Annotated in this window: 23 protein-coding genes; 11 read left to right on the forward strand and 12 right to left on the reverse strand. The window is 71.3% G+C overall.

Annotated elements, in window-relative coordinates; all coding sequences use genetic code 11:
* Positions 1–32 precede the first annotated feature (32 nt).
* A complete protein-coding gene (locus BAY60_RS02795; RefSeq protein ID WP_112279241.1) occupies positions 33–761 on the forward strand; it encodes a VIT1/CCC1 transporter family protein in 729 nt (242 codons plus the stop codon).
* 70 nt (positions 762–831) lie between these two features.
* Here BAY60_RS02795 and BAY60_RS02800 read toward each other — a convergent pair whose 3' ends face one another.
* Complete coding sequence (locus BAY60_RS02800; protein WP_112279242.1) at positions 832–2,289, reverse strand: peptide MFS transporter; 1,458 nt, start codon at positions 2,287–2,289, stop codon at positions 832–834.
* 204 nt (positions 2,290–2,493) lie between these two features.
* Between BAY60_RS02800 and nhaA the strand changes: the two genes are divergently transcribed.
* The 3 genes from nhaA to BAY60_RS02815 are packed head-to-tail and all read left to right on the forward strand — an operon-like array spanning position 2,494 to position 5,211.
* Positions 2,494–3,702 (forward strand): Na+/H+ antiporter NhaA, encoded by a 1,209-nt coding sequence (nhaA, locus tag BAY60_RS02805; RefSeq protein ID WP_112279243.1) that lies wholly within the window; start codon positions 2,494–2,496, stop codon positions 3,700–3,702.
* A 12-nt stretch (positions 3,703–3,714) separates the two neighbouring features.
* Positions 3,715–4,245, forward strand: coding sequence for a phage holin family protein (locus BAY60_RS02810; RefSeq protein ID WP_211330172.1), 531 nt, complete (start codon positions 3,715–3,717; stop codon positions 4,243–4,245).
* 21 nt (positions 4,246–4,266) lie between these two features.
* Positions 4,267–5,211 carry an alpha/beta fold hydrolase gene (locus BAY60_RS02815; RefSeq protein WP_112279245.1) on the forward strand — a complete coding sequence of 315 codons (945 nt, stop codon included), beginning with the start codon at positions 4,267–4,269 and terminating at the stop codon, positions 5,209–5,211.
* A 3-nt stretch (positions 5,212–5,214) separates the two neighbouring features.
* Here BAY60_RS02815 and BAY60_RS02820 read toward each other — a convergent pair whose 3' ends face one another.
* Genes BAY60_RS02820 through nth form a run of 4 tightly spaced genes read right to left on the reverse strand, consistent with a single transcriptional unit; the run spans position 5,215 to position 8,492 of the window.
* Positions 5,215–6,399, reverse strand: a complete 1,185-nt coding sequence (locus BAY60_RS02820; protein WP_112279246.1) for a MarP family serine protease — start codon at positions 6,397–6,399, stop codon at positions 5,215–5,217.
* A 10-nt stretch (positions 6,400–6,409) separates the two neighbouring features.
* Positions 6,410–7,120, reverse strand: a complete 711-nt coding sequence (locus BAY60_RS02825) for an NUDIX hydrolase (RefSeq protein WP_112279247.1) — start codon at positions 7,118–7,120, stop codon at positions 6,410–6,412.
* A complete protein-coding gene (locus BAY60_RS02830) occupies positions 7,117–7,725 on the reverse strand; it encodes a TlpA family protein disulfide reductase (RefSeq protein WP_112279248.1) in 609 nt (202 codons plus the stop codon). Before BAY60_RS02830 ends, BAY60_RS02825 begins: the two co-directional genes overlap by 4 nt.
* Positions 7,722–8,492 (reverse strand): endonuclease III, encoded by a 771-nt coding sequence (gene nth / locus BAY60_RS02835; protein ID WP_425466438.1) that lies wholly within the window; start codon positions 8,490–8,492, stop codon positions 7,722–7,724. The genes BAY60_RS02830 and nth overlap by 4 nt, the downstream gene beginning before the upstream one ends.
* Positions 8,493–8,601: 109 nt before the next feature.
* Between nth and BAY60_RS02840 the strand changes: the two genes are divergently transcribed.
* The 3 genes from BAY60_RS02840 (at position 8,602) to BAY60_RS02850 (ending at position 11,432) form a co-directional block, all read left to right on the forward strand.
* On the forward strand, positions 8,602–8,853 hold the full coding sequence (locus BAY60_RS02840; RefSeq protein WP_112279250.1) for a hypothetical protein: 252 nt from the start codon (positions 8,602–8,604) through the stop codon (positions 8,851–8,853).
* A 277-nt stretch (positions 8,854–9,130) separates the two neighbouring features.
* Complete coding sequence (locus tag BAY60_RS02845; RefSeq protein ID WP_005441764.1) at positions 9,131–9,805, forward strand: Crp/Fnr family transcriptional regulator; 675 nt, start codon at positions 9,131–9,133, stop codon at positions 9,803–9,805.
* A 385-nt stretch (positions 9,806–10,190) separates the two neighbouring features.
* The gene (locus tag BAY60_RS02850; protein WP_112279251.1) at positions 10,191–11,432 is read left to right on the forward strand and encodes an MFS transporter; all 1,242 of its coding nucleotides are present in this window, start codon (positions 10,191–10,193) and stop codon (positions 11,430–11,432) included.
* Between the two features lie 102 nt (positions 11,433–11,534).
* Here the strand turns inward: BAY60_RS02850 and BAY60_RS02855 are convergent, their stop codons facing one another.
* The 6 genes from BAY60_RS02855 to sp36 are packed head-to-tail and all read right to left on the reverse strand — an operon-like array spanning position 11,535 to position 15,637.
* The gene (locus BAY60_RS02855) at positions 11,535–12,314 is read right to left on the reverse strand and encodes an MBL fold metallo-hydrolase (protein WP_112279252.1); all 780 of its coding nucleotides are present in this window, start codon (positions 12,312–12,314) and stop codon (positions 11,535–11,537) included.
* Positions 12,311–13,123: an NUDIX hydrolase gene (locus BAY60_RS02860; protein ID WP_425466439.1), complete on the reverse strand. Its 813-nt coding sequence runs from the start codon at positions 13,121–13,123 to the stop codon at positions 12,311–12,313. The genes BAY60_RS02855 and BAY60_RS02860 overlap by 4 nt, the downstream gene beginning before the upstream one ends.
* A 40-nt stretch (positions 13,124–13,163) precedes the next feature.
* Positions 13,164–14,342, reverse strand: coding sequence for a hypothetical protein (locus BAY60_RS02865; RefSeq protein ID WP_112279253.1), 1,179 nt, complete (start codon positions 14,340–14,342; stop codon positions 13,164–13,166).
* Between the two features lie 36 nt (positions 14,343–14,378).
* Positions 14,379–15,011 carry a hypothetical protein gene (locus BAY60_RS02870; RefSeq protein WP_112279254.1) on the reverse strand — a complete coding sequence of 211 codons (633 nt, stop codon included), beginning with the start codon at positions 15,009–15,011 and terminating at the stop codon, positions 14,379–14,381.
* A 3-nt stretch (positions 15,012–15,014) separates the two neighbouring features.
* Positions 15,015–15,470, reverse strand: a complete 456-nt coding sequence (locus BAY60_RS02875; RefSeq protein ID WP_112279255.1) for a RidA family protein — start codon at positions 15,468–15,470, stop codon at positions 15,015–15,017.
* Positions 15,471–15,475: 5 nt separating this feature from the next.
* Positions 15,476–15,637, reverse strand: coding sequence for a Sp36 family protein (sp36, locus tag BAY60_RS02880; RefSeq protein WP_003068074.1), 162 nt, complete (start codon positions 15,635–15,637; stop codon positions 15,476–15,478).
* Between the two features lie 42 nt (positions 15,638–15,679).
* On the opposite strand from sp36, the gene BAY60_RS02885 reads away from it, so the two are divergent.
* The 3 genes from BAY60_RS02885 to bagB are packed head-to-tail and all read left to right on the forward strand — an operon-like array spanning position 15,680 to position 18,095.
* Positions 15,680–15,928 (forward strand): hypothetical protein, encoded by a 249-nt coding sequence (locus tag BAY60_RS02885; RefSeq protein ID WP_112279256.1) that lies wholly within the window; start codon positions 15,680–15,682, stop codon positions 15,926–15,928.
* Positions 15,929–15,960: 32 nt separating this feature from the next.
* Positions 15,961–16,962 carry an ATPase BagA gene (gene bagA, locus BAY60_RS02890; protein ID WP_112279257.1) on the forward strand — a complete coding sequence of 334 codons (1,002 nt, stop codon included), beginning with the start codon at positions 15,961–15,963 and terminating at the stop codon, positions 16,960–16,962.
* Complete coding sequence (bagB, locus tag BAY60_RS02895; RefSeq protein ID WP_112279258.1) at positions 16,959–18,095, forward strand: ATPase BagB; 1,137 nt, start codon at positions 16,959–16,961, stop codon at positions 18,093–18,095. Before bagA ends, bagB begins: the two co-directional genes overlap by 4 nt.
* Positions 18,096–18,099: 4 nt before the next feature.
* Here bagB and BAY60_RS02900 read toward each other — a convergent pair whose 3' ends face one another.
* Positions 18,100–18,396: a WhiB family transcriptional regulator gene (locus BAY60_RS02900; RefSeq protein WP_112279259.1), complete on the reverse strand. Its 297-nt coding sequence runs from the start codon at positions 18,394–18,396 to the stop codon at positions 18,100–18,102.
* Between the two features lie 291 nt (positions 18,397–18,687).
* On the opposite strand from BAY60_RS02900, the gene BAY60_RS02905 reads away from it, so the two are divergent.
* Positions 18,688–20,814 carry a transglycosylase domain-containing protein gene (locus BAY60_RS02905; protein ID WP_245992407.1) on the forward strand — a complete coding sequence of 709 codons (2,127 nt, stop codon included), beginning with the start codon at positions 18,688–18,690 and terminating at the stop codon, positions 20,812–20,814.
* Positions 20,815–20,926 lie beyond the last annotated feature (112 nt).

Consider the following 20,926-nt stretch of genomic DNA (forward strand, 5'->3'; position numbering starts at 1 on the left):
CAGCGTCGGCTCACCCGGCGTTCAATGGGCCTGTGAGCGATACAGCGGGAAGCCCGGTTCCGCATCGGGGCGAGCGCCACCATCCGGACGTCGGCGGCAAACTGAACTGGCTGCGCGCCGGGGTGCTCGGTGCCAACGACGGCATCGTCTCCGTCGCCGGCCTCGTGGTCGGCGTGGCGGGCGCGACGACCGACCGCGCGGCGATCATGCTCGCCGGCATCGCGGGCCTGGTGGCGGGCGCGCTGTCGATGGCGGGCGGCGAGTACGTGTCGGTGAGCACCCAGCGCGACACCGAACGCGCGCTGCTCCGCCTCGAGAAGGACGAGCTGCGCACCATGCCCGAGGCGGAGGAGCGCGAGCTCGCCGAGATCTACGAGGACCGCGGGCTCTCTCCGGAGCTGGCCGCGCGCGTGGCACGGGAGCTGACCGAGAAGGACGCGCTGCAGGCACACGCCGAGGCCGAGCTGCACATCGACCCTGACCACCTGACCAGCCCGTGGCAGGCGGCGTTCGCCTCGATGGCGGCGTTCACCGTCGGCGCGCTGCTGCCGTTCGTCGCCATCCTGCTGCCACCAGCCTCGCTGCGGGTGTGGGCCTGCATCGGCGGAGTGGTGGCGGGGCTCGCGATCACCGGCTGGGCCAGCGCGCGCCTCGGCAACGCGCTGGCCGGGCGGGCGGTGGCCCGCAACGTCGGGGTCGGCCTGCTGACGATGCTCGTGACCTACCTCGTCGGCCTGCTGTTCGGGGTGACCACGGGTTGACGCCGCGAGCCGAAGGTCACCTTGGGTACGTGCTGTGCACCCAAGGTGACCTTCGGCTCGCCCGCCCGGCTCAGCGCACGCCGCGCATCAGCCTGGTGATGACCGGTGACAGCAGTGCCACCAGCACACCGATCGCCACGGCCACACCGCCCACGATGGCGAAGTACGGCGCCTCGTCCTGCGGGCTGTAGTAGCCGGCGAGCGAGCCGGACAGCGCGGTGCCGAGCGCGACGGACAGGAAGTTCAGCGCCACCATCTGCGTGCGAAACGCGGTGGGCGCGAGCTTGGTCGACAGCGAAAGGCCCACCGGCGAGAGCAGCAACTCGCCGACCGTGAACACCAGCAGGATGCCGATGATCGCCAGCAGCGGGCTGCTGTTGCCGGTCCCGCCCGCCATCGGCAGGAACAGCAGGAACGCACAGCCCATGATGATCGTGCCGAGCGCGAACTTGATCGGCGTCGACGGCTGGCGGGCGCCCAGCCTCGTCCACACCGCCGCGAACACGGGCGCGAGCGCGATGATGAACACCGGGTTGATCGAGTTGACCCACGACACCGGCATCTCCCAGCCGAACAGGTCCCGGTCGAGCCGCTGGTCGGAGTAGACGTTGATGACGGTGAACTGCTGCTGGTAGAGCGCGAAGAACGCCGCGCTGGCGATGTACATCGGGATGAACGACAGCACGCGGCTCCGCTCGACGGCGGTGATCCGCCTGCTGCTGAGGATCACCGCGAAGTAGCCGACCGAGGCGATCGCGATGATCCACACGGTGAGGTCGGAGAGGTTGGCCGCCGTGACGGCGCCGACGAGCACGAGCAGCACCGCCAGCACGACAACACCCGCGGCGAGCGCGGCCACGGCGGGCCTGCGGGACGCGGGCAGCGGGTTGGGCACCACACTCGCGCGCTCACCGAGGTTCTTCCTGCCGATCGTGTACTGGACCAGGCCCAGCGCCATGCCCACGGCGGCGAGGCCGAAGCCGAGATGGAAGCCGACCTCCGACTGCGCGAGCCCGGTGAGCAGCGGCCCGGCGAACGCGCCGAGGTTGATGCCCATGTAGAAGAGTGTGAACCCGGCGTCGCGCCGCTCGTCCTTCTCGTCGTAGAGCGTGCCGACGACCGAGGTCGCGTTGCCCTTGAGCCCGCCGCTGCCGAGCGCCACGCACAGCAGCCCGGCGCCGACGCCGAGCGTCCCGGGCAGCACGGCGAGGCTGACGTGGCCGACCATGATCAGCACGGCGCTGTAGAAGAGCGTCCGCTCGGCGCCCAGCAGCCGGTCGGCCACCCAGGCGCCGACGATCGTGGAGAGGTACACGAGCCCGCCGTAGGCGCCGACGATGCTCACCGCGGTCGCCTCGGGGATGCCGAGCCCGCCCCGGCTCGCCGAGTAGTAGAGGTAGATCGGGAGGATGCCGAGCATCCCGTAGAACGAGAAGCGCTCCCACATCTCGACGCCGAACAGGTTCGCGAGCCCTCGTGGGTGCCCGAAGAACCTGGTGTCGCTGCCTGCCTCGGTGGAGGTCCGCATCGGTAGGTGTCCGTCCTTGTCCGTGGACTTTCGTGAACAGACCACATGGTATGTACCTGTCTGGTCAGACTTTCGCCTGGTGTGGTGACGCCGGGTGGCGCTCGCCACCCTCGGCAGGCGCGGCCCGCTGACGGCGGCTAGGGTCACGGCCAGGTGTGCCGGGAAGTCTGGTCGGCGTCTCGTTGTCGACCCGTGGAGCCGCCCGTGAGTACACGACGCCCGAACCAGGCCGGCGAGTTCGCCCGGTTCCTTCGCACGGAGACCACCGGCGGGATGATCCTGCTGGCGGCCACCGCACTCGCGCTGCTGTGGGCCAACTCGCCGCTCGGCGACGTCTACCAGCAGGTCCGCGAGTTCGAGATCGGCCCGGAGGCGCTGCACCTACACCTGTCCATTGAGGACTGGGCCAAGGACGGACTGCTGGCCCTGTTCTTCTTCGTCGTCGGGCTGGAGCTCAAACGCGAGCTGGTGGTCGGCGAGCTGTCCGACGTCAAGGCCGCGGCTCTGCCGATCCTCGCCGCGGTCGGCGGCATGATCGTGCCTGCCCTGATCGCGCTCGGCGTCGGCTGGGGCGAGCCGGGCATCGACCAGGCCTGGGCCATCCCGGTGGCCACCGACATCGCCTTCGCGCTCGGTGTGCTGGCGCTGACCGGGTCGAACCTGCCCGGTGCCGCGCGCATCTTCCTGCTCTCGCTGGCCGTGGTGGACGACCTCGGCGCGATCATCGTCATCGCGGTGCTGTTCACCGCCACCTTCGATCTCGTGGCCGCGGGCATCGCGCTCGCCGCGTTCGCCGTGTACGCGTTCCTGCAGCACAAGCGGGTCACGGCGTGGTGGCTCTACGTTCCGCTCGCCGTCGTGGCCTGGGCCGCCGTGCACGGCGCGGGCATCCACGCGACCATCGCCGGCGTGGTGCTCGGCCTGCTCACGCGGGTGCGCAGCGACGAGGGCGAGCACGAGCCGCCCGCGCTGCGGCTGGAGCATCGCCTGCAGCCGTGGTCGGCCGCCGTCGCGGTGCCGGTGTTCGCGCTGTTCGCCGCGGGCGTCGAGATCAGTGGTGAGTCGATGAGCGCGGTGTTCTCCGAACCCATTCCGCTCGCTGTCATGGCGGGCCTGCTCGTGGGCAAGGTCGTGGGCATCATGGGCGCGAGCGCCCTCGCGGTGCGGCTGCGGCTCGCTCGCCTGCCCGACAGCCTGCGCTGGATCGACCTTGGCGCGCTGTCCATGCTGGGCGCCGTGGGCTTCACGGTGAGCCTGCTGATCGCCGACCTCTCACTCGACGGCGAGCCTGCCGAGCTGGCCAAGGCCGCGGTGCTCATCGCGTCGGCGATCGCGTCGCTGGCCGCCGCGCTGCTGCTGATCCGGCGCAGCAGGGCACACGCCACAAGCGCGCCCACCGAGCCGCCGAACTGACCACATGGCACGATGAGGCGCGTGAGCAGCCCCAAACACGAACTCAACGACGGCGACGGGACGCGTGTGCCCTACCTCCCGCTGTCCGAAGAGAACGGGCAAGCGGCTGACGGGCAGTCGATCGGCGCGCTCGTCAAGGACGCTACGCAGCACCTGTCGACGCTGTTCCGAGCCGAGGTCGAGCTGGTCAAGGCCGAGACCGTCGGCGAGGCGAAGAAGGCCGCCAAGGGCAGCGTCTTCTTCGTCATCGCCGGTGTCGTGGCCCTCTACAGCTCCTTCTTCTTCTTTTTCTTTCTCGGTGAGCTGCTGTCGGAGTGGCTGCAGCGCTGGGCGGCCTTCGGCATCGTGTTCCTGCTGATGCTGGTCACCGCGGCGCTGCTCGGTCTGCTCGGCTACCGGAAGTGGAAGAAGGTCAGGGCCCCGCAGCGGTCGATCGACAGCTTCAAGGAGACGGCCGCCGCGCTGAAGCCGCGCAGGCAGGCCGAGCACGAGGAGCCGAAGGTGCCCGCCGTGCCGGACCTGGACGCGCCGGCCCGACGCTGACCCGGCTCCCCGCTGCCGACCGTGCAGGCTCCCGACCCGTCGGCCGTCCGGCTCGACGGCCCCTGGACACATCGCGACGTCTCGGCGAATGGCATCCGGTTGCACATCGCCGAGGCGGGCAGCGGGCCGCTGGTGCTGCTGCTGCACGGCTTCGCGGAGTTCTGGTGGGCGTGGCACCACCAGTTGCGCTCGCTGCCGGACGCGGGCTTCCGGGTGGTGGCCGCCGACCTGCGCGGCTACGGCGACTCGGACAAGCCGCCGCGCGGCTACGACGCGTGGACGCTGGCCGGTGACGTCGCGGGACTGGTGCGCGCACTCGGCGAGCGGCGCGCCCACCTCGTCGGGCACGCCTGGGGCGGCATGCTCGCGTGGACGGCGGCCGCGCTGCACCCGCGGGTGGTCGCCACGGTGAGCGTGCTCGGCGGTGCCCACCCGCTGGCGCTGCGCTCGGCCATCGCTCGCTCGGCGCTGCGCAGGCGCCACAGCCAGGCCAGGGCGATGCTCCACCTGCTGCGGTTCCAGGTGCCGATGGCGCCGGAACGCACGCTGGTGGCCGACGACGCCTTCGCGGTGGAAGCACTGCAACGCGCCTGGTCGGGCGAGCGGTGGCGGGACAGCGACGACTTCGCCGTCACCGCGCGCCGCTTCCGGGAGGCCATGCTGGTGCCCGGCGTCGCCCACAGCGCACTCGAGTACTACCGGTGGGCGTTCCGCGCCCAGTTCCGCGGTGAGGGCAGGCGGTTCACCGACGCCGTCGGCACCAGGGTGCGCACGCCCGTGCTGCAGTTGCACGGCGAGCAGGACCCGTGCGTGCTGGTCTCCACCGCCCGCGACTCGGCACCGTGGCTCGGCCCGCGCTCCCGGTTCGAGACCCTGCCCGGCGTCGGCCACTACCCGCATCTCGAGGAGCCGGCGCTGACCGCGAAGCTGCTCGTCGCCTTCCTCCGCGCGCAGCGGCCCGGCTGAGCCTCACGCCGTACAGGCGCCCGTGCCGACCCTGGCACCGAGACCCGGCGCCGCCTGCACCTCGTCGCGCACCTCGTCGGCGGTGAGCACGAAGCCGGTGTCCGGGTCCTCAACGGAGGCGCCGAAGATCACGCCGACCACGTTGCCGTTCGGGTCCACCATCGGCCCGCCCGAGTTACCGCTGCGCACCTGGCCGCGCACGGTGAACACGTCGCGCTGCACGGTCCTGGCGTCGTAGATGTCCGGCCCGCGCAGGTTGATGCGCTCCCGCACGCGCAGGGCCGACGCCGTGTAGGGGCCGTCCAGCGGGTAGCCGAGCGCGATCGCGTCGTCGCCTGCCTGTGCGGGCGCCGCCCGCAGCGGAACCGCCTCCGCGTCGAGGCCAGGCACCGCGAGGATCGCGAGGTCGGTGCCCGGGTCGTAGTAGACGACCCTGGCGTCGAGCCTGCCCTGGCTGGTCTCCACGGCCACCTCGTCGGTGCCCGCGACGACGTGCGCGTTGGTCATCACCCGCTCGGGCGACACGACGAAGCCGCTGCCCTCCAGCGAGCGCGAGCACGAGGGCGCGATGCCGCGGATCTTCAGCACGCTGTCCTGGAGGTTCTGCACGACCTGGCTGTTCTGCAGCGCCGTGTCTGGTGGAGCGATCTCGCGCACCGGCGCCTTCTGGAAGGGCTCCACGATGGACGGGAAGCCGGACGCGTCGAGCAACTGGCGCAGCTCACCCGGCAGGCCCTGCGCGGCGTCGGGCATCACCGAGTTGACGCCGCCGAGCACCACCGAGTTGTTGATCGCCCTCGCCAGGCCGGGCAACGACGCCACGCTCGTGAGCGGGAGCGCGATGAGCCAGGCGACCACGAACACCACGACACCCTGCACCACCGCGCCCAGCGTGCTGTCCACCCCGGACAGCTTCGGAGAGGAGATCCTGCGCTTGAGCTTGTTGCCGAGCCAGACGCCGAACGTCTCACCGAGCGCGACGAGGAACACCACGGTGCCGACGGCGAATGCCACCCGTGCGGCGGGGTTCTCGAAGAAGTCGACGATCGCCGGGGCGACCTCGATCCCCAGCAGCGCGCCCGCGACGACACCGAGAAACGCGGGCAGCGCGATCACGACGCCCTGACGCGCTCCGGAGATCGCAGCCAGCACGGCCAGCAGGACCACCAGGACGTCCACCCAGTTCAAGCATCTCTCCCTACTCGCGGGCGCCCGGTTCCAGCTGCCGGGCCCTGGCCTCGTGACGCGCCAACGCTACGTCAAGGTCGCGTACATCCGTGTGATCCCACTCGCGTTCCCAGCCACCGAGCGTGAGCAGGACGGAAAGCAGACCCGCTGTGAACCCCCAGACGAACAAGCCGCCGACCTCGAACGCGGGACCCTTCCAGCCGGCACCCTCCTTGCGCACGAGGAAGCGGTTGGCCGGGTCGGCGAGGTCGGCCACCGGCACCCTGGCCACGGCGGCCGTCTCTCCGGGGTCGACGGGACGGACGGGGCTGGGCTCGTGCCAGTGGGCGAGCACCGGGGTGACGGCGAACCGGGACACCGGGACGTACAGCCGCGGCAGCACGGCCACCGGGCGCACGCCCGACGGGTCGACCCCCGTCTCCTCCTCGGCCTCGCGCAGCGCGGTGTGCACGGGGCCGTCGTCGCCCTCCTCGGCCCCGCCGCCGGGGAAGGCCACCTGGCCCGCGTGCGAGCCGAGCGTCTCGGCCCTGCGCAGCAGCAGGACGTCCGGACCGTGCGTGTCGTCGCCGAAGAGGATCAGCACCGACGCGTCCCTGACGCGGCCGTCCCCCGGCGGCGGCGAGAAACGCGTGAACGTCCTCGCGTCCAGCTCACCGCTGATCTCGACGAGCCGGCGGAGCCAGTGCGGGGTCTCGTGGGGATCGACGAGCGGGCCGCTCACCGGGCGCCTCCCCGCAGCCCCGCCACGGTCTCACGGATCTGTCCCACCGACGTGAACAGCCGCGGGTCGCGGACGAACCGCACCGAGCCGTCGGCCGTCACCAGGTACGACGCGGGCAGTGCCCGCGGGACCCGCAGCGCCGTGCGCACCGGCCCGCTCGCGCCGTCGCCGTCGTGCACGGCGGGCAGGCGCACGCCCAGCTCGGCCAGCAGCTCCAGCCCGTCCCTGGCCGAACTCTCCACCTGCACCGTGAGGACCCGCACCGCGTCCGGCCCCGCGGCGTAGTCCTGCAGCAACGGCAGCTCCTCCCGGCAGGGCTCGCACCAGGTCGCCCACACGTTGACCAGGGTCGCCCGCCCGGCGAGGGCGGTGCCGAGATCGGCCGTGGAGCCGTCGCCGAGGCACGTGACCCGCACGCCGGCGAGCGCGTCCACCCGTCCCGTCCCCCCGGAAGGGCAGGGTTGCAGGGCCGCCCGCTCGCGGGCCGGTCCGAGCTCCGGTTCGGGCGCCGTGCCGCCATCCGAGCCGGTTCGCGGCAGCAGCGCGACCAGCACGGCGAGCGCCAGCACCCCCGCCGCCAGAGCCCATTTCGTCGCCGTGGTCAAGGCTTCGTCACCAGCGCGAGCAGATGCTCCCGCTCCGGCCCCTTCACCAGCTTGGCCGCGGCCTCGAACTCGGTCGGGCCCGCACCGTAGGAGGGGCAGTCGCGGGCGAGCGGGCAGGCGCCGCACGCGGGCTTGCGCGCGTGGCAGACGCGCCTTCCGTGGAAGATCACGCGGTGGGAGAGCATCGTCCACTCCTTGCGCGGGATGAGGTCACCCACCTCCTGCTCGACCTTCACCGGGTCGTCCGCGGACGTCCAGCCCCAGCGGCGGACCAGCCTGCCGAAGTGGGTGTCCACGGTGATGCCGGGAACGCCGAACGCCTCGCCGAGCACCACGTTGGCCGTCTTGCGGCCGACGCCGGGCAGCTTCACCAGGTCGGCCAGCGTGCCCGGCACCTCGCCGTCGTGCCGCTCGACGAGCGCGGCGCCGAGGCCCATGAGCGAGGTCGCCTTGTTGCGGTAGAAGCCGGTCGGGCGGATCAGCTCCTCCAGCTCGGTGCGGTCGGCGCCCGCGTAGCCCGCCGCCGTGGGATAGCGGGCGAAGAGCGCAGGGGTCACCTGATTGACCCGCTCGTCGGTGCATTGCGCGGACAGGATGACGGCCACCAGCAGATCGAGCGGCGTGGTGAAGTCCAGTTCGCAGTGGGCATCCGGGTAGGCTTCGTCGAGGCGACGTTTCATTCGCCGCGCACGTCTCACCAGTGACAGCCTGGTTTCGGCGGCGAACGAACGACCCTTCCGGGGGGCTTGACCGACGGCTGACGACACCCCGCTAGCCTACGTGCGCCGTCCGATCGGTGGACACGTGCTTCACCGAGACCCGGCCACCACACAACCGGCGACCGTCCGAGACGCCACGAGTGAGGATCTGAGTCTTATGACCGTCTGGTTCGTCATCGCGGTGCCGCTCGTGGTCATGCTGTTCGCCCTCGGGATGGAACGCGTGGAGAACCGCCTGCGGCACGTGTCGGTGCGCGGCGAGGACGTCGAGGAGTTCCTGGAGCAGGCGCAGCCCGACGAGGTGCGCGCCCTCTACGGCCACGGCATCGGCCGCGCGCTCGAACTGTTCCGGCTGCGCAGGCTCGGCGGCAGGAGCGCCAAGCTCAAGACCCGGCGCGTGCGCAGCTAGGCCCTCCCGTCTCCCACCACCACCACCGCCCAAACGGAGACGCTGCGCGTCGCAGGTTAGGCTGTCCGATCGGACGAGATCGATCCGGATGCCGCTTCAACAGGCAGTATCCGCGTGAACGCGGACAGGAACGCCTGGTGTCACCCGCACGGTGTGGGTTGCCCGCGCGGCGGCGAGCCGGGAAGCGATCTCGCGGGCACGCCCTACACTGCACGTAGTGATCGGCGACACGCTCCTCGCTGGCGAGGGGACAGTCGCTTCTCGAAGGAGGCACGAGGTGGACGAGACCCTGGCCCGGGCGGGCATTTTCCAGGGTGTGGAACCGGCAGCGGCCGAGGCGCTCGCGCAGACCTTGGAGACTGTGGAGTTTCCCAGGGGCCACGTGATCTTCAACGAGGGCGAGCCGGGCGACAAGCTCTACATCATCAAGTCCGGCAAGGTGAAGATCGGGCGCAAGTCGGCGGACGGCCGGGAGAACCTGTTCCAGATCATGGGGCCTTCCGACATGTTCGGTGAGCTGTCGATCTTCGACCCCGGACCTCGCACCTCGACGGCGACCACGGTGACCGAGGTCAGCGCCGTGACGATGGACCGCCCCGCGCTCCGGCAGTGGATCTCGACGAGGCCGGAGATCGCCGAGCAACTGCTTCGCGTGGTCGCGCGGCGGCTGCGCCGCACGAACAACATGGTCGCCGAGCTGATCTTCACGGACGTTCCCGGCCGCGTGGCCAGGGCGCTGCTGCAGCTGGCGCAGCGGTTCGGCAGCCAGGAGGCCGGCCTGCTGCGGGTGACGCACGACCTGACGCAGGAGGAGATCGCCCAGTACGTCGGCGCCTCGCGCGAGACCGTCAACAAGGCGCTCGCTGACTTCGCGCACCGTGGCTGGCTGCGGCTGGAAGGCAAGAGCGTGCTGATCCTCGACCCGGAGCGGCTCGCGCGCCGCGCACGCTGACCCGCCTGCCCGTCAGGAAGACGGCATCGAAGACAGAGCAAGGGGCCGGGCGCCACCCCCGACGTGGCGCACCGGCCCCTTGTCTATGCGCGGACCATCCCCCGACAGCCCGCGCTCCCCGCCCTCCGGTGTAGGCCCCGACCCGAATCCGGAGGGAGACTTGGTTTCTTTTTCACTGTCAACGATCGCACGACCCCTACCCCGAAATTCAAGGCCGTTCACTCTCAAGGACGCGTGGCCGCCGGGTTTGATGCCCGAAACCGGCCCACCGTTACCTAACTGAGACAGTGATACCCGATCGGACGTATTTCACACCTGCTCGAGGCGTGTCGCTACCGAATAAATAACTGGTACTTGCGTACCACAGTGAGGCATACTGGTACGCGTGTCCCACTCCGCTTCCGACGGCCGCACGACGCTGGCCGACTACCGCGCGACGCTGAGTACGCCCGGGGCGTTGCGTCCCGTGGTGGCGTCGCTGCTCGCCCGCCTCCCGATCGCGATGATCGGCATTTCGGCGTTGCTGTACGTCCAGCACGAGACCGGCTCCTTCGCCACCGCGGGCCTGGTGTCGGCAAGCTCGCTGGTCGGGGTGTCCGTGGGCTCGGTGGTGCAGGGCAGGCTCATCGACCGCTTCGGTCCCACCCGGCCGCTGCTGCTGGTGGCCGCGTTGTTCACACTCTTCATGGCCGCCGTGGTCACCGCGATCGAGGCACATGCGCCGGCGCCGGTGCTGGTCGCGCTCGCCGCGGGCATCGGCATCACCGAACCGATGACGGGTTCGGCGTCGCGGGCGCTGTGGACGCGGCTGCTGCCGCCGGGACCCACACGTAACGCCGCGTTCTCGTACGAGGCCATCAGCATGGAGGTGTTCTTCATCCTGGGGCCGGGCCTGGCCGGGGTGCTCATCACCGCCCCCTGGCCGGGCACGGGCATGGTCCTCGGCGCGACGTGCATGGTCACGGGCGCGGTGTCGTTCGCGCTGAGCCCTCCGGTGCGGGCGTGGGGCCCGGCCGAGCGCACCGGAGGACGGTTGCTCGGAGCGCTCGCCAGCCCGGGGATGCGCACGCTGGCCCTCGCCGCGCTCGGCTTCGGCATGGTGATCGGCTTCGTCGAGGTCGCCGTGCCCGCCGCCGCCGAGCAGGCGGGTGCGGTGGCGATCGGCGGGCTGCTGCTGTCGCTGTGGTCGGTGAGCTCGGTGGGCTTCGGCGTCGCCTACAGCCTGCGCCCGTGGCCACGGCCGATGCGGGTGCGGCTTCCCGTCCTGCTCGCGGCGTTCGGGCTGCTCGTCGGCCTGCTGGCGGTGCCGTCGACGCTGTGGGGGCTGGCGCTGGCGATGCTCGCCGCGGGTGCCCTCATCACGCCGCAGTCGACGGCGCACTCGGCGGCGATCGAGCTGGTGGCTCCGGAGGGCACGGCGGCGGAGGCCTTCGGCTGGGTGCTCACGGCGATCACGCTGGGGCTGGCGTTCGGCCAGTCGGCGAGCGGCTACCTGGTGGAGCACAGCGGGCCACCCGCCGCGTTCCTCGCCGCCACCGGGTGCGCGCTGGTACTGGCCGGGGTCGTGTGGCTGCTGCGCCACACGGTTCGCACCCCGGAGCCGAGCCCGACCCCGGTGACCGCCTGAGCCCCCACACACCTCCCCAATGCGGCATTGGTAGCGCTCAACGCCACGAATGCCGCATTGGTGGCGCTCAACGCTACGAATGTGGCATTGGGGAGCTTGGGGCTAGGGCTCGGAGCGGAGGTACTCCAGCTGGGCCACCACGCTCGCCTCGGCAGGGCCCCACAGCGACCGGTCGACGTCGGCGTAGACGACCTCCACGACCTGCCTCGGTGTCGCGTCCGGTCCGAGCTGCCGCAACGCCGCTCGCACCTGGTCGAGCCGCTGCTCGCGGTGCTGTGAGTACTGCCGTGCCGTGGCCGGGAGGTCGGCCAGCTCGGGACCGTGGCCGGGCAGGCCGAGCGCGCCCTCCGGCAGCGCGCGCAGCGTCCGCAGCGAGCGCAGGTAGTCACCGAGGTCGGACAGGATCGTCGTGCCCCTGCCGAGCACCGTGTCGCCGGTCAGCACGTGCGAGCGGCCGCCGTGGGCCAGATGCAGGGTCACCGAGTCAGCGGTGTGACCCGGCGTGTGCAGCACCTCGATCTCCAGCCCGGCCGCGGTCACGACGTCCTCGTGCGTGATCGGCGCGGCGCCACGGCACAGGCCGGGATCGAACGCGCGCACCGGAGCGCCCACCCGCTCGGCCAGCCAGGGGGCGCCCTCCGAGTGGTCGGGGTGGTGGTGCGTGAGCAGGATCAGCTCGACGTCACCGGTCAGCTCGGTGAGCAGGCCCAGATGCTCGGGATCCTCGTAGCCGGGGTCCACGACGACACAGCCGCGCGCGCCGGGGCCGCGCAGCACCCACGTGTTGGTGCCCTCCAGGGTCATCGTCGACGGGTTGTTCTCCAGCAGCACCGACGCCACGGACGAGACCGGGCGCAGCACGCCGTACGCGGGATGGGTCACGGCAGCTCCACTCGTACCTGGTCACCGTCGACCACCAGCCGCGGGGTGATCTTCGGGATCGGTTTCGTCGTGGCCAGCACCTCGGCGACCGAGGCGCACTCGGCCAGTTCGCCCAGCACGTACCACGTGGGCGGCATCAGGATGCTGCGCCCGGCCTCGGCGTCGGCGATCGCGTCGCGCGGGCGCTGCCAGCCCGACGACTCCGCCTCGGTGGTCTCGCCGTCGGCGTGCTGGCCCCGCGGCAGCGCGGCGACGAAGAACCGCGCGTCGTAGCGGCGCGGCTCCTGCTCCGGGGTCACCCAGTTCGCCCACGGCCGCAACAGGTCCGCCCGCAGCGTCAGGCCGGCGTCATTGAGGAACCCGGCCAGCGACAGCTCGCGCGACACCAGCGCGCGCCGGGCGGCGGCGTAGTCGGCGGTGTCGCCGACGACCGCCTCCGCGGAGCCCGCCAGCAGCACGCCCGACTCCTCGAACGTCTCCCGCACGGCCGCGCAGACGAGCGCGCTGGCCAGGGACACGGAACAGCCGAACCACTCGGCCCACTGCCGCGGTGGCGGACCCGCCCAGCGCACCGACGCGTCGGCGTCGCGCTCGTCGACTCCGCCACCGGGGAACACGGTCATCCCGGCGGCGAAGGCCATCGCGGCGACCCGGCGCTGGAGGAACACCTCGACACCGCCGCCGTCGGTGCCGCCCGCGTCGCGCAGCAGCATCACCGTGGCGGCGTCCCTGGGCTCCGCGGGCCGCGCAGGCGGCTTCGACGGCAGGGACAGCACCGACTCCTTGGGCACGTGAAAGGTGGCGGACACGTCCCGCAAGATACCCCGGCCCCCGGAGGGCGGCCGGTGGTCAGGCACCCGAGAAGCCGTCCGCCCAATGCTGTTCGGCACCGTTCATCCTGGCCTTGGCCGCCTCGGCGCGCTCGCGCTCGGCCAGCTCGGCGTGCAGCTCCCGCAGCAGCTGCCGGTCGCGCTCGGACAGCTGCGGGTCGTCGAGGTCGAGCTCCGGTAGCTCCACCACGTCGCCGGACCCGCCGTTGACCCCGGCGATCAGGCGGCCCTTCTCCGGGTCCTCGGCGATGGCCGCGCGCAGCTGCGCGACCTCCTCCTTGGTCATCTCCGTGGTGGCCGCGGCGCGGTTCTCCCGCTCGGCGGGGCCGGGCTCGGGCTCGGCCTGCTCGCCGGACTCGGCCTTCGCCACTGGCGCGGGCTCAGGCTGGGACTGCGGCTGGGGCTGGGGTTCCGGCTGCTGAGCCACCCTCGGGGCAGCTACGGCAGGCTCCTCGAAGTCGGGAGCGGCGTGGGCGGGTTCCCTGGACGCCTCCGCGGCGGTGTGCGCGCCGCCCGCGGCTCTCGCCCGCGGCGCACGGGACGACCACGACGCCGAACCGCCGGAGGACTGGCCCGTGGCCAGCCACACCGGGGTCGCCGCGGCCAGCGCCGCCTCGTGGTACTCGGTCCGCTCGGCGCCGGGTCCGGTCACCTCGACGACGGAGCGGATACCCGACCGGCGCAGCGCGTCGTCGACGCGGAACGCGACGGCGGGCGGGTGCGCCTCGGGGCCGACCTCGACGAGCACCACCCGGGTCGGCAGTGGGCCGGGCACGCTGCCCGCGGGGGTGTTGCGCCACACGGCGTGCACCGAACGCAGGTCCGGCAGCACCTCCAGCGTGCGCCCGAGGGCTTCGGAGATCCCCCGCTCCGGCTCGTTCTCCCTGCTGAACCGGTGGGTGTAACCGGGGACGGCTTCGCCGACGGTGAGCTGGTCGGCCAGTGAGGCGTCCGACCGGCTCATCTCCAGCACGAGGGCCAGCTCACGCTGCTCGGGTGGCCGGACCATGATCCGGCCCGCGATCAGCGCGCCCGTGGTGAGTTCGGCCGCGTCGTCCAGGTGCGAGCGGGCGACGAGCTCCCGTGCCTCCGAGAGCGCGCTGTCGTCCAGGCGACCTGCCAGCGCCAGCAGGACGTTGTGCAGTCGCAGCGGAACCGCGAAGCCGTCCTTGGGCAGGCCATCGTGGACATCCACCATCGCCGGTCTCCCTCCAGCCCGCTGGCCGAGCGAGCGTTACGCGGGTACGAGTTCGTGGTGACCGGCGTCCACGGAGCCCACGCACACGAACCGCGAGTTCGCGAGCGCCGCCCGGTGATAGGCGGGCAGGTCCATCTGTGCGGGCAGAACCTCGACGCTGGGCGCCTCGTCGCCCAGCACGCGGAGAACCCGCTGCAGCTCCCCAGCGAGGCGCGGGAGCCCGGACACGGCGGTGACCAGCAGCACGCGCTTGGGCTCATGCTCACCGGTACCACGGTCGTGTCGCCAGCTCTCCCGGACCTCTCCCACATCCGGGCGGCCACGCAACGTTGCGTGAACCACCACGGACACCGAATCGACGGTGTTCACCCAATCGGGTGCACCCGTCGTGAATGTGTACCTGTTCTCGGCAGAGGCGTCTACCCCAAGCGTGGAACTCACCTGGTGCCAGTCGGCTCCATGGGGAATCAGACCGGCGACCAGCAGGCGATACTCCGCTTGGTCCAGGTCAATCCTGTGCTTGAGCAAAGACTTCGGCAGGGTGCGCGCGAGCGTGCCCATCGCACCCTCTCCCAGCCAGTCGCGGAACCGCCAGAGCATCTGGTCGGGCATGCGGCCCGCCAGACGCAGGAGCAGTTCGTGGCATGCGTGCTCGATGTCCGGATCCATAGTTCAGCTCACCTCGACGATCAGCTCGACCTCGACCGGGGCGCCCAGCGGCAGCTCCGCGACCCCCACCGCGGCGCGGGCGTGCGCACCCGCGTCCCCGAAAACCTCACCCAGCAACTCCGACGCCCCGTTGATCACGGCGGGCTGGCCGGTGAACCCCTCGGCGGAGGCCACGAACCCGGTGACCTTGACGATGCGCCGCACCGAGTCGATGCCCACCAGGCCGTGCACGGCAGCCAGCGCGTTGAGCGTGGCCGTCCGCGCGTGCTGCTTGGCCTCCTCGGGACTCACCTCGGCGCCGACCTTGCCGCTGGCCGCCAGCGAGCCGTCGACGAACGGCAACTGCCCCGACGTGTAGACGTGCGAGCCCGTGCGCACCGCGGGGATGTACGCGGCGACCGGCGCGGCCACACCGGGCAGTTCGATACCGAGCTCCGCGAGCCTCGCGCTCCAGCTCACCGGGCTCAGCCCTTCGGCCGCTTCAGGTAGGCGACGTGCTGCTCGCCGCTCGGGTTGGGCAGCACGGTGACCAGTTCCCAGCCGTCCTCGCCCCACTGGTCGAGGATCTGCTTCGTCGCGTGGATCAGCAGCGGAACGGTGGCGTACTCCCACTTCGTGGCACTCATGGCCGACACCCTAACGGGCTGCGGCCAGTACCGTCTCCGCGTGTGGAGACATGGCGGATCGTCGCTGCCGCGCTGCTGGCGGTCGTGGGTGTCGTCGGCGTGCTGATCGTCATGGCCAAGGCGCGGGAGCGCACCGGCAGCTCGGCCACGGTGGCGGTGACCGGCCTCGTGGCCTTCACCACGCTCGCCGTGCTCTGCGTCCTCGCGCTCACCGTGCTGCCCGCCGCGCTGACCTGGGGACTCGTCGTCGCCGTCGCGGCGACCGTCGGCGTGCTCGCGCTCGCGAGCTGAACGCGTCCGCCGCCGTGGCTTACGCTGCGTAGGTGACCACGCTGGCTGGCTGGACTGACGAGCTCACCCGGACCCGGCTCCATTTCGTCACCGGCAAGGGCGGGACCGGAAAGACCACACTCGCGGCGTCGCTGGGCCTGGCACTGGCCAGCGGGGGCAGGAGGGTGCTGCTCATCGAGGTCGAGGGGCGCCAGGGCCTCGCGCAGGTCTTCGACACCGAGCCGCTGCCCTACGCCGAGCAGCGCATCGCGTCGGCCCCGGGGGGCGGCGAGGTGCGCGCGCTGCACGTCGACGTCGAGGCCGCGCTGCTCGAGTACTTCGAGATGTTCTACAACCTCGGCTTCGCGGGCCGGACGCTGCGCAGGATGGGCGCCATCGAGTTCGCCACGACCCTCGCACCCGGGCTGCGGGACGTGCTGCTCACCGGCAAGATCAAGGAGTGCGTCGGCCGGACCGAGTCCGACGGGCGGCACACCTACGACGCCGTGGTGGTCGACGCGCCGCCCACCGGCCGCGTGGTGAAGTTCCTCGACGTCACGAAGGCCCTCACCGACCTCGCCAAGACCGGCCCCATCGGGGCGCAGGCCGAGGGCGTGGTGCGGCTGCTGCACTCGGGCGAGACGGCCGTGCACCTGGTGACCCTGCTCGAGGAGATGCCGATCCGCGAGACACTCGACGCCGTCGCCGAGCTGGACGGCGCGGACCTGCGACCCGGCGCCGTGCTGGTGAACCGGGTCCGCCCGCCGCGGCTGCCCGCACGTTCCGTGCCCGCCGCCGCGGACGGCAGGGTGGACGCCTCCCGGGTGCGTGCCGGGCTGGCATCGGCGGGTCTGGACCTCTCCGAGTCGACGATCGACGGACTGGTGGAGGAGACGGTCGAGCACGCCATCCGGCTGGACGCCGAGCAGCGGGCCCGGGAGCAGTTGTCCGAGGCGGACCTGCCGACGCTCGAGCTGCCCGAGCTGAACGGTGGCGTCGACGTCGCCGCGCTGTACGAACTCGCCGAGGCCCTTGTCGAGCAGGGAGTCCGATGACGACCACGCTGGATGTCGACGAGCTGATCGACGACCCGCGCACGCGCGTGGTCGTGTGCTGCGGCTCGGGTGGTGTCGGCAAGACCACCACCGCGGCGGCGCTCGCCTTGCGCGCGGCCGAGCGCGGCAGGCAGACGGTGGTGCTGACCATCGACCCGGCGCGCAGGCTCGCCCAGGCGCTCGGCCTGCGGGAGCTCGGCAACCACCCGCGCAAGGTGGTGATCCCTGGCTTCGAGCCGAAGGGCGAGCTGTGGGCGATGATGCTCGACATGCGCCGCACCTTCGACGACATGGTGCGCCGCCACGCCGGCCCCGAACGCGCCGAGCAACTGCTCGCCAACCGCTTCTACCAGACCATCTCCACGTCGTTCTCCGGCACGCAGGAGTACATGGCCATGGAGAAGCTGGGCCAGCTCGCCGCGGCAGGCGAGTGGGACCTGATCGTGGTCGACACCCCGCCGAGCCGCTCCGCGCTGGACTTCCTCGACGCGCCGACCCGGCTGTCGGCCGCGCTGGACGGCCGGATGATCCGGCTGCTCACCGGGCCTGCGCGTGCGGGAGGCTGGGGCCTGCGCAAGGTGGTCAGCGCCGGGTTCTCCATGTTCGCCAAAGCCGTGTCGACGATCCTCGGCGGGCAGTTGCTCGCCGACGCGTCGGCGTTCATGCAGGCCTTCGACACCACGTTCGGCGGCTTCCGCGAGCGCGCCACCAAGACCGCAGAGCTGCTGCGGTCGGAGGGCACGGCGTTCCTGGTGATCGCCGCGCCGGAGCCGGACGCGCTGCGCGAGGCCAGCTACTTCGTCGAGCGGCTTTCCGAGGAGTCGATGCCGCTGTCGGGGCTCGTCGCCAACCGCACCCACCCCGTGCTGGCCGACCTTTCCGATATCGACGCGCTCGCGGCCGCCGAGGCGCTGGAGCGCGGCGGCAGGAACGCGCCACTCGCCACCGCGGTCCTGCGGCTGCACGCCGACCGGGTGGTGCAGGCCGAGCGGGAGAAACGGCTGCTCGCCCGGTTCACCCGCGCGCATCCCAGCGTGCCCGTCGTCAGGGTGCCCGCGCTGCCCAGCGACGTGCACGACATCGCGGGCCTGCGCGACATCGGCGACCGGCTGGCGGGCTCGGCGGGAACCTAGGGACTCAGGACACGCGTTCGGCAGGCTCGTACTGGCGCTTCGCCGACTCCAGCAGGTCGCGCCAGTTGGCGACGTCGGCGCGCCTGCGCAGCAGCGCACGCCGCTCGCGCTCGGTCATGCCACCCCAGACGCCGAAGTCGATCCGGTTGTCCAAGGCCTCGGCGAGACACTCGGTACGCACCGGGCAACCCATGCAGACCAGCTTGGCGCGGTTCTGCTCGGCACCACGGACGAACAGGCCGTCCGGATCCGTGTCGCGGCACGCCGCATGGATCCGCCAGTCCGACTGGTTGGTGTTCATACCCCCAGCTCCTACCCTGTTGTGACCGGCAGGCAGGACACGAAGTGCAGGACCTCGCCCCCCGCGAGCAGGTCTTGTGTGCTCACGTCCCTCCAGTGAGCGCCTCCCCTGGCGCCACTTTCGTGAGATGTTGACGGACTGTAGGGCTCACCGGTTCCGTCCGCCAACCCCCTTGTGGCCTTTTGTTACCAGATGTCACATTCCCGTCAAGGTGCCCGGGAGCCGTACACGTCACGACGGTCCAACGCCGCCTTGCGTACCCTGACGTGCGTGAGGGACGGACTGTTCAAGATGCTCGGCCTGTGCCTGCTCGCGGGGGTCCTCGTGGCGGGCATTCTCTTCCCGGTCGTCGGCGCGGCGGGAGTGATCTCGAACGAGGCCAGCGACACCGTGGAGTCCATGTCCTCGGACCTGGCCGACAAGCCGCCGCCGCTGGTCACCACGGTGACCGATCGCAACGGCCAGCCGATCGCGACGCTCTACGACCAGTACCGCGTCCCGACCGCGCCCGACCAGATCTCCGACGCGATGAAGTGGGCGCTGATCTCGGTCGAGGACCGCCGGTTCTACGAGCACGCCGGCGTCGACTGGAAGGGCACCATCCGCGCCGCCATCAGCAACACCTCGGGTGGTGACACGCAGGGCGCCTCGACGCTGACGCAGCAGTACGTCAAGAACTACCTCATCAACGTCATCTACCGCGACGACGACCTCGGCCAGCAGCGGGCACAGGAGCAGACCATCGCCCGCAAGCTGAAGGAGGCGCGGATCGCCATCCAGCTCGAGACGAAGATGAGCAAGGAGCAGATCCTCGCCGGCTACCTCAACGTCGTCGAGTTCTCGCGGCGGATCTTCGGCGTCGGCGCCGCGGCGCACGCCTACTTCAACACCACGCCGGACAAGCTCAACGTGGCCCAGTCGGCGATGCTCGCCGGGATGGTGAACAACCCCGCGGTGTACGACCCGTGGAACAACCCGGAGAAGGCCACCGAGCGGCGCAACTTCGTGCTCGACAAGATGGTCGAGAACCTCAAGCTGTCCAAGGAAGACGCGGAGCGGCTCAAGTCCGAGCCACTGGGCGTGGTGCCCGAGGGTCCGAACAAGCCGGCGTCGAACTGCGTGGGCGCGGGCCCGGAGAACGGGTTCTTCTGCCAGTACGTGCAGGACTACCTGCTCAGCCACGGCATGACCGAGGACCAGCTCTACACCGGCGGCTACACGATCCGCACCACCATGGACCCGAGGGCGAACCACCTGGCCAAGGAGTCCGCGGAGACGCAGGTGGACAAGACCGAGCCGAACGTCGCCAACACCCTGTCGCTGGTGAAGCCCGGCAAGAACCGGCACGAGGTGGTGGCACTGGCCGCCAACCGCGACTACGGGCCGAACGCCGATGCCGGCCAGACCGAGTGGGCGCTGCCGTCCGACATCGCCAACGTGACCGGAACGGGCTCCAGCTACAAGATCTTCACCGCCGCCGCGGCGCTGGAGCGAGGCGTCACCGGCATCTACGAGCGGGTCCAGTCACCCAGCTCGTACACGTCGAGAGTGTTCGTCGGCGGCGGCGATCACTGCGCGATGATCGACCAGTACACGCGGGGCTACTGTGTCGTGAACGCGGGCGAGTACCCGCCCAGCATGACGCTGCAGGAAGCGCTCGCGACCTCCCCCAACACCGCGTTCGTGATCCTGGAGGAGCAGGCGGGCATGAAGGCGGTCGTCGACATGGCCTACAAGCTGGGCCTGCGCAAGACCATGACGTCGAACGCAGCCAACGGCGGCCCGGTGCAGCCCGACCACGAGAATCCGGCCTACAGCCAGACGCAACGCGAGTTCTTCGGCCCGAGCGGACGGTCGCCGGGCAAGGGCGCGTTCACCCTGGGGGTGAGCCCGACGAGCGGCCTGGAGCTGGCCAACGTCGCGGCGACGATCATGAGCGGCGGCGTGTGGTGCCCGCCGACCCCGATCGCGCAGATCACCGACCGGGAGGGCAACCCGGTGCCGATCAAGGAGGCCAAGTGTGAGCAGGCCGTCCCCGAGGGTCTGGCCAACTCGCTCGCGGTCGGCATGAGCAAGGACGACGTCGGCAACGGCACCTCGGCGGCGGCCGCCAGCGCCGCGGGCTGGGACCGGCCGATGATCGGCAAGACCGGGACCACCCAGAACAACGGCTCGGCGGCGTTCATCGGCGCGACCCCGCAGATGGCGGGCGCCGCCATGGTGTTCCGGCCGACCTACCCGAACGGCGGGCTCATCGACGGCGGTCCCGGCAACGTCACGGCGCTGGAGGGCAGCGACACCGTGGGCAACATGTTCGGCGGGAAGACCCCCGCCCGGACGTGGTTCGGGGCGATGAAGCCGCTGCTCGAAGGCCAGCCGAAGCTGCCACTGCCCCGGTCCGATCCGCGGTACGAGTGACCGGGTCACCCGGACTGGGCGGGTTTGGACACAATTTGGCAGCCAAGGCCTCGATCGCCACGCATTTCGCATCGGGCGCGTACGCTGGGTGACAGAGGTAGCTCCGAAGGAT

It is taken from the genome of Prauserella muralis, assembly GCF_003202285.1.
In the GTDB taxonomy this organism is placed as follows: domain Bacteria; phylum Actinomycetota; class Actinomycetes; order Mycobacteriales; family Pseudonocardiaceae; genus Prauserella_B; species Prauserella_B muralis.

Excerpts from the sequence above, each read along its gene's own strand:
- BAY60_RS02800 (WP_112279242.1), bottom strand. The coding sequence starts at position 2,289 with ATGCGGACCTCCACCGAGGCAGGCAGCGACACCAGGTTCTTCGGGCAC.
- BAY60_RS02810 (WP_211330172.1), top strand. The coding sequence starts at position 3,715 with ATGAGGCGCGTGAGCAGCCCCAAACACGAACTCAACGACGGCGACGGG.
- BAY60_RS02840 (WP_112279250.1), top strand. The coding sequence starts at position 8,602 with ATGACCGTCTGGTTCGTCATCGCGGTGCCGCTCGTGGTCATGCTGTTC.
- BAY60_RS02865 (WP_112279253.1), bottom strand. The coding sequence starts at position 14,342 with ATGGTGGATGTCCACGATGGCCTGCCCAAGGACGGCTTCGCGGTTCCG.
- BAY60_RS02870 (WP_112279254.1), bottom strand. The coding sequence starts at position 15,011 with ATGGATCCGGACATCGAGCACGCATGCCACGAACTGCTCCTGCGTCTG.
- sp36 (WP_003068074.1), bottom strand. The coding sequence starts at position 15,637 with ATGAGTGCCACGAAGTGGGAGTACGCCACCGTTCCGCTGCTGATCCAC.
- bagB (WP_112279258.1), top strand. The coding sequence starts at position 16,959 with ATGACGACCACGCTGGATGTCGACGAGCTGATCGACGACCCGCGCACG.
- BAY60_RS02900 (WP_112279259.1), bottom strand. The coding sequence starts at position 18,396 with ATGAACACCAACCAGTCGGACTGGCGGATCCATGCGGCGTGCCGCGAC.
- BAY60_RS02905 (WP_245992407.1), top strand. The coding sequence starts at position 18,688 with ATGCTCGGCCTGTGCCTGCTCGCGGGGGTCCTCGTGGCGGGCATTCTC.